General features: G+C 37.1%; 16 protein-coding genes. 6 read left to right on the forward strand and 10 right to left on the reverse strand.

Annotation, left to right across the window (positions count from 1 at the left end; translation table 11 throughout):
* Positions 1–14: 14 nt before the first annotated feature.
* A complete protein-coding gene (locus ABJ974_RS01865) occupies positions 15–725 on the reverse strand; it encodes a cell division ATP-binding protein FtsE (RefSeq protein WP_419869698.1) in 711 nt (236 codons plus the stop codon).
* 156 nt (positions 726–881) lie between these two features.
* A complete protein-coding gene (gene rpmH / locus ABJ974_RS01870; protein ID WP_419869699.1) occupies positions 882–1,040 on the reverse strand; it encodes a 50S ribosomal protein L34 in 159 nt (52 codons plus the stop codon).
* Between the two features lie 196 nt (positions 1,041–1,236).
* Here rpmH and ABJ974_RS01875 point away from each other — a divergent pair, with 196 nt between their 5' ends.
* Positions 1,237–2,241, forward strand: a complete 1,005-nt coding sequence (locus ABJ974_RS01875) for a DHH family phosphoesterase (protein WP_419869700.1) — start codon at positions 1,237–1,239, stop codon at positions 2,239–2,241.
* On the opposite strand, the gene ABJ974_RS01880 is transcribed toward ABJ974_RS01875, so the two are convergent.
* The 7 genes from ABJ974_RS01880 to tilS form a co-directional block, all read right to left on the reverse strand.
* On the reverse strand, positions 2,210–3,028 hold the full coding sequence (locus ABJ974_RS01880; RefSeq protein WP_419869701.1) for a patatin-like phospholipase family protein: 819 nt from the start codon (positions 3,026–3,028) through the stop codon (positions 2,210–2,212). The two genes, ABJ974_RS01875 and ABJ974_RS01880, sit on opposite strands and share 32 nt — an antisense overlap.
* Before the next feature lie 29 nt (positions 3,029–3,057).
* On the reverse strand, positions 3,058–3,885 hold the full coding sequence (locus ABJ974_RS01885) for a hypothetical protein (protein WP_419869702.1): 828 nt from the start codon (positions 3,883–3,885) through the stop codon (positions 3,058–3,060).
* Between the two features lie 10 nt (positions 3,886–3,895).
* Complete coding sequence (locus ABJ974_RS01890) at positions 3,896–4,678, reverse strand: alpha/beta fold hydrolase (protein ID WP_419869703.1); 783 nt, start codon at positions 4,676–4,678, stop codon at positions 3,896–3,898.
* Positions 4,679–4,695: 17 nt separating this feature from the next.
* The gene (locus tag ABJ974_RS01895) at positions 4,696–5,211 is read right to left on the reverse strand and encodes a hypothetical protein (RefSeq protein WP_419869704.1); all 516 of its coding nucleotides are present in this window, start codon (positions 5,209–5,211) and stop codon (positions 4,696–4,698) included.
* A gap of 60 nt (positions 5,212–5,271) precedes the next feature.
* Positions 5,272–5,802, reverse strand: coding sequence for an ExbD/TolR family protein (locus ABJ974_RS01900; RefSeq protein ID WP_419869705.1), 531 nt, complete (start codon positions 5,800–5,802; stop codon positions 5,272–5,274).
* Positions 5,803–5,985: 183 nt separating this feature from the next.
* Positions 5,986–8,052: a protein-disulfide reductase DsbD family protein gene (locus tag ABJ974_RS01905; protein WP_419869706.1), complete on the reverse strand. Its 2,067-nt coding sequence runs from the start codon at positions 8,050–8,052 to the stop codon at positions 5,986–5,988.
* Complete coding sequence (tilS, locus tag ABJ974_RS01910) at positions 8,042–9,391, reverse strand: tRNA lysidine(34) synthetase TilS (protein ID WP_419869707.1); 1,350 nt, start codon at positions 9,389–9,391, stop codon at positions 8,042–8,044. The genes ABJ974_RS01905 and tilS overlap by 11 nt, the downstream gene beginning before the upstream one ends.
* An 87-nt stretch (positions 9,392–9,478) precedes the next feature.
* Here tilS and ABJ974_RS01915 point away from each other — a divergent pair, with 87 nt between their 5' ends.
* From ABJ974_RS01915 to ABJ974_RS01935, 5 genes are all read left to right on the forward strand, one after another.
* Entirely contained in the window at positions 9,479–10,315 is an 837-nt protein-coding gene (locus tag ABJ974_RS01915; protein WP_419869708.1) for an OmpA family protein, read from the forward strand.
* Between the two features lie 331 nt (positions 10,316–10,646).
* Positions 10,647–11,294 (forward strand): O-methyltransferase, encoded by a 648-nt coding sequence (locus ABJ974_RS01920; protein ID WP_419869709.1) that lies wholly within the window; start codon positions 10,647–10,649, stop codon positions 11,292–11,294.
* Positions 11,295–11,324: 30 nt separating this feature from the next.
* Positions 11,325–12,041, forward strand: a complete 717-nt coding sequence (locus ABJ974_RS01925) for a C40 family peptidase (RefSeq protein WP_419869710.1) — start codon at positions 11,325–11,327, stop codon at positions 12,039–12,041.
* 45 nt (positions 12,042–12,086) lie between these two features.
* Positions 12,087–12,518 carry a DUF1648 domain-containing protein gene (locus ABJ974_RS01930; protein ID WP_419869711.1) on the forward strand — a complete coding sequence of 144 codons (432 nt, stop codon included), beginning with the start codon at positions 12,087–12,089 and terminating at the stop codon, positions 12,516–12,518.
* A gap of 90 nt (positions 12,519–12,608) precedes the next feature.
* The gene (locus ABJ974_RS01935) at positions 12,609–13,856 is read left to right on the forward strand and encodes a 3-deoxy-D-manno-octulosonic acid transferase (RefSeq protein WP_419869712.1); all 1,248 of its coding nucleotides are present in this window, start codon (positions 12,609–12,611) and stop codon (positions 13,854–13,856) included.
* On the opposite strand, the gene ABJ974_RS01940 is transcribed toward ABJ974_RS01935, so the two are convergent.
* Positions 13,849–14,604, reverse strand: a complete 756-nt coding sequence (locus tag ABJ974_RS01940) for a glycosyltransferase family 2 protein (protein WP_419869713.1) — start codon at positions 14,602–14,604, stop codon at positions 13,849–13,851. The two genes, ABJ974_RS01935 and ABJ974_RS01940, sit on opposite strands and share 8 nt — an antisense overlap.
* Positions 14,605–14,612 lie beyond the last annotated feature (8 nt).

Genomic DNA, 14,612 nt, shown 5'->3' on the forward strand with positions numbered 1-14,612 from the left:
GATTATTCTTTTTCTTATTCGAATAATTCTGCCGTATCCAATACAGATACTTTACCGTCTTCACATCTGATCGCTTCTCCCGGGAAATTTTGGATCATATGATAATCATGGGTGGCCATTACTACGGCAGCTCCGTTTTCAAATGCCACCTGCTTTAGCAGGGTCATGATTTCATTGGATGTTTCCGGGTCGAGATTTCCAGTAGGCTCATCGGCCAGGATAAGGTCAGGATGATTTAGTAAAGCTCTTGCGATGGCAATACGCTGCTGCTCTCCTCCGGAAAGTTCATGAGGCATTTTGTGCTTTTTGCTTTTCATGTTTACGCTGCTCAGCACCTCATTAATACGGTCCTCGATTTTTATTTTTTCAGTCCATCCTGTGGCTTCAAGAACGAAGCGCAGGTTTTTCTCCACTGTACGGTCAGACAGAAGCTGGAAGTCCTGGAATACGATTCCTAATTTTCTTCTCAGATTGGGAATTTCGGAGGTTCTCAGCTTGGCAAGATCAAAGCCAACTACGGAGCCATGTCCGGCAGCTAAAGGAATATGACCGTAAAGGGTCTTTAGCAGGGAACTTTTTCCGGAACCTGTTTTCCCGATAAGGTAGCAGAATTTACCTTTCTTAATGTTCAGATTAACATCAGAAAGAACGGTGAAATTTTTTTGTGCAATTTTCGCGTGTTGTAAATTTATTATATTGTCTCCGGCGATGCTTGTATGTGGCATAATTTGATTTTTAAGGGCTATTTTTCTGAATAGCTTTCAAGAATTTAAAAATAGAAAAAAGAAGCTTAATAAGCCTAAATTTTGTGAAATTTTAACAACAAAAAATGCCTGAAAAACTTCTTTTCAAGCATAATTTGTATATGATAATTCAAGATATTATCTCTTAGCGCGTATAGCACTTACAGTTAATCTCTTTCTGCCTTTAGCTCTTCTTGCAGCCAAAACTCTTCTTCCATTTGGCGTAGACATTCTTTCTCTGAAACCATGTTTGTTTCTTCTCTTTCTTTCTGATGGCTGGAATGTTCTTTTACTCATTACTATATATTTAAATCGTAATTATCTATTATTTTCAGAGTGCAAAGATATGGTTTTTTTTATAATCTGCAAATTTGAATCATAATTTTTTTGAAATAATTTGGAGACGGATGTTATACATTTGAATATAAATTGCTGAAAGATGATAGCCGATATAATTATAAAAACTATATCTTTGGGGACTCAAATTTAAAGAATGTTTACACCAGCAGAACTCTTAGAAATCAACGTCCTACTAAAACCGGAAAACAAAATAGTAATCCTTACTCATTATAATCCGGATGGAGATGCTGTGGGTTCCAGCCTTGGTCTGAAACATTATTTAAAGGCAAAAGGAATACATGCGGAGATAGTTGTTCCTAATGATTTTCCGAAGTTCCTGAAATGGATGCCCGAAGCTAAAAAATGTGTTATTGCTGAATATAAAAGGAAATATGCTTTTGATCTGGTAAACGAAGCGGATGTTATTTTCTGCCTTGATTTCAATTCTCCTTCCAGAATTGGAATGGTAGGTGATTGGCTGACTCATGCGAAGGGTAAAAAAATATTAATAGATCATCATCAGCAGCCTGAAGCTTTTGATTATGTGTATTCCGATACGGTCATTCCGGCCACTTCCCAGATGATTTATCATTTCATCGAAGCCATGGAAGATGAAAACCTGGTGGATCAGGATATCGCAGAATGTCTGTATACCGGAATTATGACGGATACGGGAGGTTTCCGTTTTCGCTCCACGAGCGCCACTACCCACAGGATTATAGCTAATTTAATTGAAAAAGGGGCGGATCCCTCTTTAATAACATCCAATACGTGGGACACAAATACCGTTTCCCGTCTTCATTTGCTGGCTTTGATTTTAGGAAGAATTGAAGTGGTTTGCAATGACAGGGTAGCCGTTTTATACCTTACCAGAAATGAATTGAAAGAATACGGTTTTCAAAAAGGAGATACCGAAGGTTTTGTCAATTACGGACTGAGTATTTTAGGAGTAAAGATGGCTGCATTTTTTATGGAAGATCTGTATGAAGACTTTATTAAAATCTCATTCAGAAGTAAGGACGATATTGATGTTAATCAGTTTTCCCGAAAGTATTTTAACGGGGGAGGACACATCAATGCAGCCGGTGGAAAATCCTATGAATCTTTACAAGATACGATTGCTACTTTTAAAGCAAAGATTGAGGAAGATGAGATGTAAGCTTTTTATAGCCTCTTTCTTCCAATTCTGCGCACGTATAATCGTAAACGGTGTGAAACATATCATCCAAAAACTTTTTATTGAACAGACTGAATTGATTCATTCCGGGCGGGTCTAAAAATATATCACAGGAACTGGCTTTCATATAAACGGATTTGGCGATGGCCAAATGCAGAATCCTGTCAAACTCTTTCATTAAACTCATATTCCGGAGTTCGTCGTAGCTTATGGAGTTTACATGCGATCCAATCAGAAAGTCACACTTATCAATAATAGGTTCAATAGGAAGGTTGTCCAGCACACCTCCGTCTACATATAATTTGTCTCCGATTTTGACCGGAGGAAGGACAAACGGGACACTCGATGAAGCTAGTAAAGGGGCGAAAAGAGGACCTTCGGAGAAGAAGTCGACAATGCCGTGTGTCATTTCTGTGGCCGTGACATAGACGGGCATCTTTAGTATTTTGAAATCATCCTCGGGAAAATGGTCTACAAATAATTTAAGAATAAAGTTGGAGCTGAAAATTCCGTTTTTGGAAAGCCGCAGGTAAGAACGTGAAAAAAAGGTATGCTGCTTGACAATTTCCATCATCTCATCAGGCGTTTTTCCAAAGGCATAAAAAGCAGCAATAATGGATCCGGCACTGGTCCCTGAAATGATATGAGGTTTTAAATTATATTCTTCTAATGCTTTTAAAACCGCAATATGAGCAACTCCGCGCATTCCACCTCCAGATAGGGTTAAGCCAATTATTGGTTTTCTTTTTTTGAAAGAGAATAGCCCCATAGATATTTTTTTTGGTTATTTGTTTTTTCTCATGGTTCATCACAATCCGAGTCGATCTTTATAAAAAGATCATCAAAAGCCTTCGCCATTTTTTCATCATAAGATACACGCGCAATTTGTGAATTACTGCAGTTTCCCCACCCAAAGGTTATCAAATCAATGATCGCATAGTCCTTTCGGTCCGGAGAATTAAGATGTTCACTGAATTCTCTCATTATCCTTTCCGGATCTCCGTTTCTCTTGCTCATTTCTTCCCTGAGTTTTCTCCATTCTTCAATCATTTGACCTTCATCCGCATTTAAAGCTTGAGCAAATTTTCTGCAGTTTTTGGATAGCTTATTGTTTAAAAGCACAGATGGATCTGTGTAAGCAATAATTTGAATTTTTTCAGTTTCATATTCTATCAGAAGTTCCTGATATCTCTGTTTTTTTATATTTTGCCAGTAAGGAGTATTGACCACTTTCAGGGTTTGTAACAAAGCTTTTTTCTCTGCAAATTCTGTGTCCAGCTTGGTAAGAATTTCATCTTTATTTTCTCTTACTTCATGCAGGTTTTTTAAATAAAAAACAGACGGGGTATTCATCAGGGTTCCGCTTAATTCAAACCAGAGCTTATACGTTCCCTCGATCTCTTTCCGGCTGTATTTGTTTTCATCAAAGTATCCCTCGTTGTCACATAATTCCGTTACAAAGTGAAAAACACTTTCTTTGCTTTTAGAAGAGGCTAAAGAATCTTTTACGGTTACCGATGGCTGAGGTAATGTGTCTTTCACAGAATCTCCGGGAGTCGCCGGATGGTCTTTCTTGCAGCTGAGGAGTAAAATGCCTAAAGAGATGAATGCGATGATGATTCTCATGGGTTCTTATTTACAGGATAAGATTTTTAGGCATATTATGAAGCAGCTCAGTGTTGATAATCTCTGCGCAGATGGATGGTTTCTCCCAATGTCCGTTATGTCCACAATCCAATACATAAGATTTAATATTGGTTTTATCCGGAAGGTTTTTAATCATGGAGTCGGTTTTTACGGCATTATCATGTTTTCCTGCTATTACAAGGATTTTGGCTTCCAGGTTTTCCAGGACATGCTTTTTATCCGTTCTTTCCACCATCCCCTTCACACAGGCTAATGCTCCAAGGTTATTAGTGGATAAGGCTATGGAAGTCGCTAATTCTATTTTGCCCTCCAGGATATCTCTTTCATTAGGATTAAAAAGATTAGGGACTCCCGCTTTTGCATAAGTGGTAAAAGCTTCTTCTATGATCCTGTAACTTTTTATGCGTAACTTTTTCTTTTCTTCATCATCGGGAAAATAAGTAGAAAAGAATAAAGTAAGGCTTTTCAGGAGCCGGGGATATTTTTCAGCAAATGCCAATGCCGTGTAACCTCCCATAGAATGCCCTAATAAATGTACTTTATCTAAATTTTGACTGTCCAGTACTTTCTTTACTTCTTCAGCCATTAATTCCATAGTATGAACTTCGCTTATGATTTCGGACTGACCATGTCCCGGAAGGTCGATTTTTAACAGGTTAAAATTCTTGGAAAGATGAACTTCCAGATCGTTCCATATGGAAAGATTTTCCATAAAACCGTGGAGTAATACTAAAGTTTCAGCTCCGTTTCCTTTTTTTTCAAAGTTCAGCATACTATAAGATTTATTTTTTAATAATGTATATCAATATAATCGACAAAGCCTGAAGGATTAACCATGTCCTGAAGTCTCCAGGTTTTTCCTCCGTCTTTGGAAAGGAATGTTTTGGTTCCTTTTCGGGTATAGACTTTACCATTTTCGTTTTGGGAAATGCTTTGTCTGATCTCTCCTGTAAAATTCATGTATTTATCTGATATGATCTTCATATCTCCTTTAATATCAACAAAATCTTTACCTGATTTTATATTTCCGGTAATCTCATACCTGTCCCTGTCTACTTTTTTAAAACTTACCGATCCGCTTTTAGTAATAAGATTGTGGGTGAACTTATGAGCTCCGTCAAAGTCTTTGAAGCGGTTTTCGCTGTTTTTAGCCCTGATACTGTCATTGATCTTGGTTCGTACGGCATTAATGGAATCAATGATTTTAGTGCTGTCAATATCACCGGAAGAAGGCTGGGTTTCCTTTTTCGAACAGGACGCTGCTGCTATGGAAAAGGCGGCAAGGATTATGATTTTTTTCATCATTAGGATAATTATATTCTCAAAAATAAATAAAAAAGAGCATTTCAAAATGCTCTTTTTTATTTATTTTGTAAGTTCCTGGTATACTTTCTTTTCCCAGGGTTTTATATCGGTGATTCCATACCGTTCCTTTTGGGAAAGAGCGATATTATCCAGCATATCCACAAAGTTTTTATAATTGGATTCATCGGTTGGTTTTACGATAACCGTAAACTTATTTTGATCCGGTGCATTTTTGTAGGCTTCTGAAATTATTTTCGAGATATGAACGCCATCAAAATCGGTTTCCTTTAAATTTCCCGTATTCAATTCTTTTGAGTTGCTCTGGTGATAAAACACGCGGTCATTCTTTCCAATGATAAAGGTAATCTGATTCTTGTCTTTAATAAAATGCTCTATTACAGGCTGGGGGTTCGGGTCTTTTGCAGGAAGCCCCAGATCCATGACGTTCGGTTTGGTAAAACTTGCTGTCATCATAAAAAAGGAGATAAGAAGAAATCCTAAGTCTACCATCGGAGTCATATCCACTCTTATAAGTTCTTGTCTGCGGGAACTTTTACCATTTTGCTTTTGGGGTACGATTAATTCATCCATGATCAGTATATTTTAAATGTTAGTGTTTTTGGGGAAATTGTAATTATTTCATCATTATTTAAATTAAAATATACAAAGTTTATACCTGAAATTACAAAATGGTAATAAATTGATATTTTTACGTTTGAAAGTTTTGAATTTCAGCCATAAAAAATCCCCGGTGGCTGTACCGGGGATTCTTTTTTATTTGTTTTTCTTATAGTAATTAATACCGCAATCCAGGAATTTTTTGAAATCCTCTTTGGGCATATATCCCGATACCGGTGTGTTGATCACTTTTCCGTCCGGAGTTACGAGGACATAATGGGGTTGGGAATTATTATTAAAGTTAACCTGTTGGAATAAACTCCAGCGGTCACCTATTGTTTTTACTTTTTTAATTTGTCCGTCTCCCAGATCAATTTTTGTCTGTTCACTTTCAGGAAGCTCTTCTTTGTCATCAACGTACAGGGAAGCTAATACCACATCGTTTTGTAGAATAGGTAAAATGTCCGGCTCACTCCATACAAATTCTTCCATTTTCCGGCAGTTTTCACAACCATATCCGGTAAAATCAATCAGAATGGGCTTATTCTCTTTTTTCGCGATCTCTACCGCTTTAAAGAAATCATGCTCGGGATGCATCCCAAGGATTCCGTCATTTTCATCGTGGAAATAGCTAACATTCAATGGGGGAAGGATTCCGCTTAATAGCTGAAGTTTTGGGCGGTCGGACGGAAATAATCCCTGAATAAGATAAATGACGAACCCTATTCCCAGTATTCCCAATACTTTTCGGGTGATGGAGATTTTCGGTTTTTTATCATCGTGAGGGAACCGGATAATTCCGAATAAATAAAGAACCAGCCCGATGGTTATAATGATCCAGATAACGATAAACAGTTCGCGTTTTAATAAAAATGTTTTCGATACGAGATCTGCTTTAGATAAGAATTTTAAAGCTAAAGCTAATTCCACGAAACCCAGTACAACCTTTACCGTATTCATCCATCCTCCTGATTTAGGAAGACTTTGTAACGCCTGCGGGAATAAGGCCAGCAATCCGAATACAATAGCCCATGCTATCCCGAATCCTGCCAATGCAAAAGTAAGAAGCATCGGAACATTCGATGAGCCGGTTACGGCACTTCCTAATAAACTTCCCAATATAGGACCTGTACAGGAGAAAGAAACAATAACGAGGGTAAGGGCCATAAAGAAAATTCCTATAATACCTCCCGCTTCCTCCGCTTTGGATGATTTATTGGCAATAGAGCTCGGTAAAGTAATGTCGTAATAACCGAAAAAGCTTCCTGCAAAGAATAAGAATATAATGAAGAACGCTATATTAAGCCAGATGCTTGTGGATATCTCATTGAATATATTTCCAGCAATTCCATCTATTAAATGGAAAGGAACACTTAGTAAGACAAAAATGATAAAGATGAAGAATCCATAAATAAGAGCATCTCTTTTTCCTTTAGCCTTATTTTTATTTCCTTTGGTAAAAAATGAAACGGTTAGCGGGATCATCGGGAAGACACATGGAGTCAATAAGGCAATCAGACCTCCGATGAAACCTAATAATAAATACGTCCAGTAGTTTTCACCGATTTTAGTAGAAGTAGTTCCGCAATCTGTTAATGGATTTTGGAAATCCAGGGTCTCAATTTTTAATTTCTTTGGATCCAGCTTAGAAGACTCATTAACCTTGATTTCTTCAGTTTTAGGAGTTTCAGCTACTGTTGCTATCGTTTTGGCAGAATCTGCTGTTTCCTTAGCTTCTTCAGTTTTGCTTTCTTCGGGAGCTCCTTTTGGAGTTATTTTTTGATTAAATTCTAAAGTGTTGGGAGCCAGGCATACCCTATCGTCACAGGTCTGATAGGTGATTTCGGCAACCACATCTCCCGGTTTTGCAGGGTCTTTAAGTTTAAATTTCTGCCTGAAGCCGGCGGAATTGGAATAATACACAATAGTTCCCCCAAAGGCTTCAGAGAATTCTTCATGTTTTTTCCCGACTTCCTTAAACTTTCCGATTAATTCAATATTTTTTCCTGAAACAATATACTCGGTCGGAATACCGGTGTCAGGCGGCAGGTCCTTGGAGTATATATGCCATCCGCTTTCGAGGGTAGCATTAAGCACAGCTTCATATTCGTTGTTTCCTAATTCATTAACTGTAAATTTGAATTTTACAGGATTCTTAATCTGAGCATTACCTGCTGAGAATAAAAATAATAGAACTAATACAAACCAGTTTTTAAATTTCATGTTTTTTTTCATTAAAAATTTGGAGAACAAAATTTGTTTCCTCATCTCTTGTGTATCTTCTGTCCTGCCTCAAAGGTATAATCCCGAGAACGGAATTATCACCATCCGTGAGAAGCCAGATTTTTTGCTTGGCTAAAATAGATAATTTTTCGTCCTTAAAAAACTTAGAGACTTTCTTTTTTCCTGAAAAGCCTGATGGATAAAAAAAATCACCGGTAATTTTTTTTCTTAATTTTAAAGGAAAATGAAGCTTTTCAGCATTGAAATACCAATCCATGTTTCTGTCTGTTTCAGGGGAAATCTCAATGAAATCTTTTAAATTTAGCTTAATCTGTCCCTGGGAAAAATCAAAGTCTTCCATTACGGTAATTTCATCTTCCGGTGCAGGCGAAAAGTTGTTTTCCGTGATGATGATATGGTTTCTGTTGATTACTAACTGAAATTCTTTCGAGAAAAAAGAACTCCCGGTTTCCGCCTTAAAGATCTTCGCAATTTCTTCTTCCTTATTAAATCCGTATTTTTTTAAAATCTCAAATTTTACAAAGTCACTTTCATGGCTGAGCTTTTCTTTGTCAAGCACCTTTTCATTTTCATGGAACATAGAAATTTTATTTTCAATATCCCGGATCTGCTTTTCTATAAAATCCTTCGCCTGATTGAGATAAGAAGAACTTCTTTTAAAATTCTCTAAGAAATGATCATTGGTTTCCAATAATTTGGGGACAATTTCATTCCTGATTTTATTTCTTAAATAATCACTTTTTTTATTGGAAAGATCCTCCCTGAATTCAATATTTGCATAGCGGGCATACTGATAGATCTCCTCTTTTGAAAAAGAAAGTAAAGGTCTGATGATATTGTTTTCATTGGCAGGAATACCGCTTAGCCCTTTTATTCCAGACGCTTTGGAAAGATGAATAAGAAAAGTCTCCAATTGATCGTTAAGGTGATGGGCAGTCACCAGATAATTTAAACTTTCTTTTTTTTGTATTTCCTTAAAAAAATTATACCGTAGTTCCCTGGCCCAAAGCTGAATCGAGTGGTCAGGTTGTTGATCCTTTTCGGAAACTTCATATAAATGAAACGGGATGGAATGCTGCTGACAAAAATCCTCAACTGTCTTTTGATCGGAATCCGAGTCTTCACCTCTTAATTTATAATTGATGTGCGCCACCTGAAAAGGTAATATTCCTCCATCATTTGAAGAGAAAAAAGAAAAGAATAAATTCAATAAAACCATGGAGTCGGCACCTCCGCTTACCGCCAAAAGATATGTGTGTTGATAAGGGGCGGGAACCAGGAGTTCGAATTGATTTTTAAAACTTGATTTGTTGAGCATTACAGCGTTCTGATTTCTTTCATGCAAAGATAATTCATAAAATTAAATTCAATTCGTTACCTTTGATTTGTCTAAAAAAGATTACGTATGAAGATTTTAAAAGTTTTAACAGTTTCTGCGATGGTGTTGGGATTGACATCTTGCGTCAGCAAAAAGCAATATGATGCTTTAAGTTCTAACTACAAGCAATGTATTGAGAATATCGGGGAAAGACAACGTGAAATCCAAGATTTAAAAGCTCAGAATTCTGCATTATCAGGAGAAAACAACCTCCTTAAGAGTCAGCATGATGCACTCAAGTCCTCTTTAGATGCGTGCTTATCCAATACAGGAAAAAGCTCAGCAAATATTGACAAGCTGGTAGGAGAAATTAATGCTTCCAATGCATACATTAAACAATTGATTTCTTCCAATGCTAAAAATGACAGTCTGAACCTGGCATTGTCTAATAAATTGAAAAGATCGCTGGACAATGTAGCGGATGACGATGTTCAGGTAAAAGTATTAAAAGGAGTGGTAATGATCTCCCTTTCTGATAAAATGCTTTACAAAACAGGAGATTATAATGTGTTGCCTGAAGCTCAGGAAGTACTGGGTAAAGTAGCCAAAGTAATCAATGACTACGACAAATATTCTGTGCTTATTGAAGGAAATACGGATAACGCACCGTTGAATTCTATGAATTTACCAAGAGACAACTGGGATCTTTCTGCATTGAGAGGTACAGCCGTAGCCAAAATCTTACAGACTCAGTTTGGAGTGGATCCGGCCAGAATTACAGCGGGAGGACGTTCAGAATACAACCCTAAAGCAACTAATATGAGCGTATCCGGAAGAGCTGAAAACAGAAGAACCGAGATCATCATTATGCCGAAATTGGATGAGTTCATGAAACTGATGGACATTGCTCCAGTAAAGAAATAATAAATTGAAACCTTTTTGATACCATAAATCCCGGAATTTCCGGGATTTATTGGCTTAATCAAATTAAATCTTCTTTTTTCAATAATGAATAATCCTGTGAAAAACGAATTGTGTTTTTCTATTTGGTTGTTTTATAGGGGTGAATACTGTTTTATAGATTAAAATTCTTTCTGCCTTGTTTTTTATTGATATACCTTTTAATAGTGTATGTCCGAGGACAAATTTACATCTAAAATAACCAGGAAATATCAGGGGTTTTACGGATTTTATACCGGATTTTCCCTATTTTTGAAAATCAATACTTTTATCTTACTTTAGTGAAAATTTACAGATGAGCTATTTTGAAGAGAAAAACCCGGAAATGGACCGGTATTTAGAAACGCATGCTTCTGATGAACCGGATATTCTGAAGAAGCTGAGAAAAGAGACTTATCAGAAAACGACTCAGCCTCATATGATTTCGGGTTATCAGCAGGGCCGCCTGCTGTCCATTATCTCTCAGATGATACGGCCTGAGAAAGTGCTGGAAATAGGGACATTCACGGGATATGCCACTTTATGTCTTGCGGAAGGGTTGGCAGAAAACGGACAGTTAATTACCCTGGACATCAATGAAGACCTGGCTTATCTTCCCCGGAAATATTTTGCAGAAAGTAAATATGCCCATCAGATCGAATTTAAAATAGAAGATGCAAAAAAATTTTTAAAAGATACCGGGGAGGTTTTTGATTTGGTATTTATAGATGCCGATAAAGAAAACTATACCGAGTATTTTAAATTGATAAAAGATAAAACGAAATCCGGATCGGTGATAATGTTTGATAATGTACTGTGGTATGGTAAGGTATTGGAGGAAAATCCAAAGCATAAATCTACGAGGGTCATTCAGGAGCTTAATGATTTGATTGCAAAAGATGATGACTTTGAAAATCTTATTTTACCTTTGCGTGATGGAGTCAACTTTCTCCGGAAAAAATAAAAAACGGGACCTGAAATCTCATTCAATATTATGAATAAAGGAATTTGTATTGTTACTGTAGCTCCTGTCCGTGCTGAAAATTCGGATAGAGCGGAAATTGTTACAGAGATATTATTTGGTGAAAGTGCGGATATTTTGGAAGTGAATAAAAACTGGACCAAAATAAAAATGCATTACGACGGATATGAAGGCTGGATGGATACCAAACAGATAAAACCGGTATCCGATGAAGAGCTTACCAATAGAAAAATAACGGTAGTTACCGAAAATTTTTCATCTGTAATGATGAACGATGGGCGAACACTTCTTTCCATGGGATCAGAAGTGGAATTTCCTGCAGTAGCATCCCGGCGAAGCCACGAAATTCGGGAAAGCCTTGCCCTTACAGCCAAAGAATTTTTAAATGTTCCCTATTTATGGGGAGGAAAAAGTTTTTTTGCGGTGGACTGTTCAGGCTTTGTTCAGTTAGTATACAAAATCCATAATATTAAATTACCCAGAGATACTTATCAGCAGGCAGAAGTAGGAGAGCCGCTTACCTTTGTGGAAGAAAGCCAGCCGGGAGATCTTGCTTTTTTTGAAAATTCTGAAGGAAAGATTATCCACGTAGGAATTATGCTTGAAAATCAAAAGATTATACATGCCTCCGGAAAAGTAAGAATTGATACATTGGATTCCACAGGGATCTTTAATAAAGAAATGAATAAACATACTCATAAGTTGAGAGTTATAAAGAACGTCCTTTAATCACTTAAAAAAACTATGATGTCCAGGCTGTTATTATCGATAAATATGTTGTTGCTTATTTCGCTTTGGATCTTTACGGGAACTCAATATTCGGATTTGCCGGATATTATTCCCACCCATTTTGACCTTCATGGAAAAGTAGATGGACAAGGGCATAAAAGAATTATATGGTTTTTGCCTGCCATTGCTACCTTTATTTTTTTACTTTTTGTCTCGCTTTCAAGAATGCCCGATTCACCGATGCTGAATGTGCCGGACGAGCTTCGGAAAAAAGAACCCCTTGGAATCATGTTGTTCAGTATGTTAATTCCTTTACAGCTTTTATTGGGAAGTATTATTATAGAAAGTATTTCCGTAGTACAAGGAAGAGAGAAAAGCCTGAGTAATTTTCCTTTTGTATTAATAGTGTTGCTGTTTTTAGTGATCGGAATTAACATTTTCATTATCTATAAAAAGAGAAAAAATGAAAAAATCTAAAGGAAATTCAGCAGATAATGGGCATAAGCATGGTGATTGCCGGATATTGAAGAACGGTTCTTACAATGAACCCAATGATTTTAATTTCAAATGATTTTTTTTTACAACATATTTGTCCGTGGATTAATTCTAGGCATGCATGTTCTTTCGTGGTTTAACGAAAAAACTAAAAAAGGTGTGGATGGAAGAAAGCAGTCACTTTCTATCATACGATCATCTTTTTCAAAAACGGACCGCGTAATTTGGATGCACGCTGCCAGTCTTGGAGAATATGAGCAAGGGCTGCCGGTATTGGAAAAGCTTAAAGAATCATTTCCTGAGCATAAAATCCTTATTACTTTTTTTTCCCCTTCGGGATATGAAAATGTAATCAAAAAAAATCATCTGGCACATGCTGTCTGCTACCTTCCTTTTGATAGAAAAAATACAGTTAAAGAATTTACGGAGCAGATGAACGTAGACCTGTTCTTTACGGTGAAATATGATTATTGGTACAACCTTTTACAGGAGCTCCGAAATAAAAAGGTCAAAATCTATGTAATTTCCGCGCTGTTCTATGACCGGCAGGTTTATTTTAAATCTTATGGAAAGTGGTTTGTAAAGCAGCTTAGAAAAAACGTTGACTGGTTCTTTCATCAGACGGCTTCTTCATTTGCTCTGGCCGAAAGTATAGGTTTGGAGCACTCCTCAATAGCAGGAGATACAAGATTCGACAGGGTTCGCCAATTACGGTTACGGGATAATAAGGTGAAAGGCATAGAAGAATTTATCAATAGTAAAAAAGTGATTGTCTTTGGAAGTTCATGGGAAGCAGAAGAGAAGATACTTTCGAATGTTTTTAAAGAGAATCCTGACCTGAAACTGATCATTGCGCCGCACGATCTGAAACGTGTCCAAGGAATCCGTCAGCATTTTCCGGATGCTGTTTTATATAGTAATATCCAAAATTCTTTATCTGAGATTAAAGATGCCAGGCTTTTGATTATTGACAGCATTGGGCTCTTATCGAAGTTGTATTCCTATGCTGATATTGCAGTGGTGGGTGGAGGATTTCATGATGCGGGTCTTCATAATATTCTGGAGGCTGCTACATTTGGCGTTCCGGTTATATTTGGAAACCACTACAAAAAAAATCCGGAAGCGGATGAGCTTATCAGTAGAGAAGGAGGGAAATCTTTTGATAATGAAACTTCCGCATCGGCTTTCATTTATTCTTTACTACAAGATGAAAAACTGTTAAGGAAAATGTCGGAAAATGCAGAGATGTTCGTAGAGGAAAAGCCCAATTCTTCAGAACTTATCCTGAAACATATCCGGAAAGATTTTGCTGTTAATTAAAGATCTTCGAATACTTTAAAAATCCGTTCAAGGCCCAGTTTGCCGTATAATATAAAGACTTTAAAGTGGAGAATCCCATGAAGTCTTTATAAACCAGATACTGATCTTTAATAATATGCTTCTTTTTGCGGGAGACACTGTTTTCACGCATTCTGTACTTGGCAAGCGTTTGTTTTACCGGATAGCCTTCAGGAACTTGCTTTAAAAGATTAAGCCACATCACATGATCTTCACGTTTGCTGTTTTCAGGAAATAAGAATTTTCCTACTCTCTGGCTGTCATACACGGTAGCTACCGGAGCTAGTCTGCATGTTTTCAGCAGGTTGGAAAAAGTTACAATTTTATCTGCCTGGAAATCCTTTAATACAGGATTTAGATTTTCATCACATCTGGAATAGTTACAGTAAACGAGTTCTGCTTTATGGTCTTCCATATAGCCGATCATCGTTTCCAGATAATTAGGGTACCAGTAATCATCGGAATCCAGGAAGGCGATATATCTTCCCTGAGCTCTTTTAAGGCTTTGGTTTCTTGCATTTCCGGCTCCTCCGTTCTTTTCCAGAACTTCCAGCTTTATTCTCGGATCGTTATATTTTCTCAGAATCTCTACCGTATTATCTGTGGAAAGATCGTCTGTAATTAGCCATTCCCAGTTATCGTAGGTCTGATTGAGCACAGATTGTATGGTTTCTTCAATAAAGTCTGAAGAATTATAGCAGGGAGTGATGATGGAAACAAGATCTTTCATGGGTAGAA

The sequence above is a fragment of the Chryseobacterium sp. CT-SW4 genome (assembly GCF_048572715.1).
Classification (GTDB): Bacteria; Bacteroidota; Bacteroidia; order Flavobacteriales; family Weeksellaceae; genus Chryseobacterium.

Excerpts from the sequence above, each read along its gene's own strand:
- ABJ974_RS01935 (WP_419869712.1), top strand. The coding sequence starts at position 12,609 with ATGATTTTTTTTTACAACATATTTGTCCGTGGATTAATTCTAGGCATG.
- ABJ974_RS01880 (WP_419869701.1), bottom strand. The coding sequence starts at position 3,028 with ATGGGGCTATTCTCTTTCAAAAAAAGAAAACCAATAATTGGCTTAACC.
- ABJ974_RS01865 (WP_419869698.1), bottom strand. The coding sequence starts at position 725 with ATGCCACATACAAGCATCGCCGGAGACAATATAATAAATTTACAACAC.
- ABJ974_RS01890 (WP_419869703.1), bottom strand. The coding sequence starts at position 4,678 with ATGCTGAACTTTGAAAAAAAAGGAAACGGAGCTGAAACTTTAGTATTA.
- ABJ974_RS01875 (WP_419869700.1), top strand. The coding sequence starts at position 1,237 with ATGTTTACACCAGCAGAACTCTTAGAAATCAACGTCCTACTAAAACCG.
- ABJ974_RS01915 (WP_419869708.1), top strand. The coding sequence starts at position 9,479 with ATGAAGATTTTAAAAGTTTTAACAGTTTCTGCGATGGTGTTGGGATTG.
- ABJ974_RS01905 (WP_419869706.1), bottom strand. The coding sequence starts at position 8,052 with ATGAAATTTAAAAACTGGTTTGTATTAGTTCTATTATTTTTATTCTCA.
- rpmH (WP_419869699.1), bottom strand. The coding sequence starts at position 1,040 with ATGAGTAAAAGAACATTCCAGCCATCAGAAAGAAAGAGAAGAAACAAA.
- ABJ974_RS01895 (WP_419869704.1), bottom strand. The coding sequence starts at position 5,211 with ATGATGAAAAAAATCATAATCCTTGCCGCCTTTTCCATAGCAGCAGCG.
- ABJ974_RS01925 (WP_419869710.1), top strand. The coding sequence starts at position 11,325 with ATGAATAAAGGAATTTGTATTGTTACTGTAGCTCCTGTCCGTGCTGAA.
- tilS (WP_419869707.1), bottom strand. The coding sequence starts at position 9,391 with ATGCTCAACAAATCAAGTTTTAAAAATCAATTCGAACTCCTGGTTCCC.
- ABJ974_RS01900 (WP_419869705.1), bottom strand. The coding sequence starts at position 5,802 with ATGGATGAATTAATCGTACCCCAAAAGCAAAATGGTAAAAGTTCCCGC.
- ABJ974_RS01885 (WP_419869702.1), bottom strand. The coding sequence starts at position 3,885 with ATGAGAATCATCATCGCATTCATCTCTTTAGGCATTTTACTCCTCAGC.
- ABJ974_RS01930 (WP_419869711.1), top strand. The coding sequence starts at position 12,087 with ATGTTGTTGCTTATTTCGCTTTGGATCTTTACGGGAACTCAATATTCG.
- ABJ974_RS01920 (WP_419869709.1), top strand. The coding sequence starts at position 10,647 with ATGAGCTATTTTGAAGAGAAAAACCCGGAAATGGACCGGTATTTAGAA.
- ABJ974_RS01940 (WP_419869713.1), bottom strand. The coding sequence starts at position 14,604 with ATGAAAGATCTTGTTTCCATCATCACTCCCTGCTATAATTCTTCAGAC.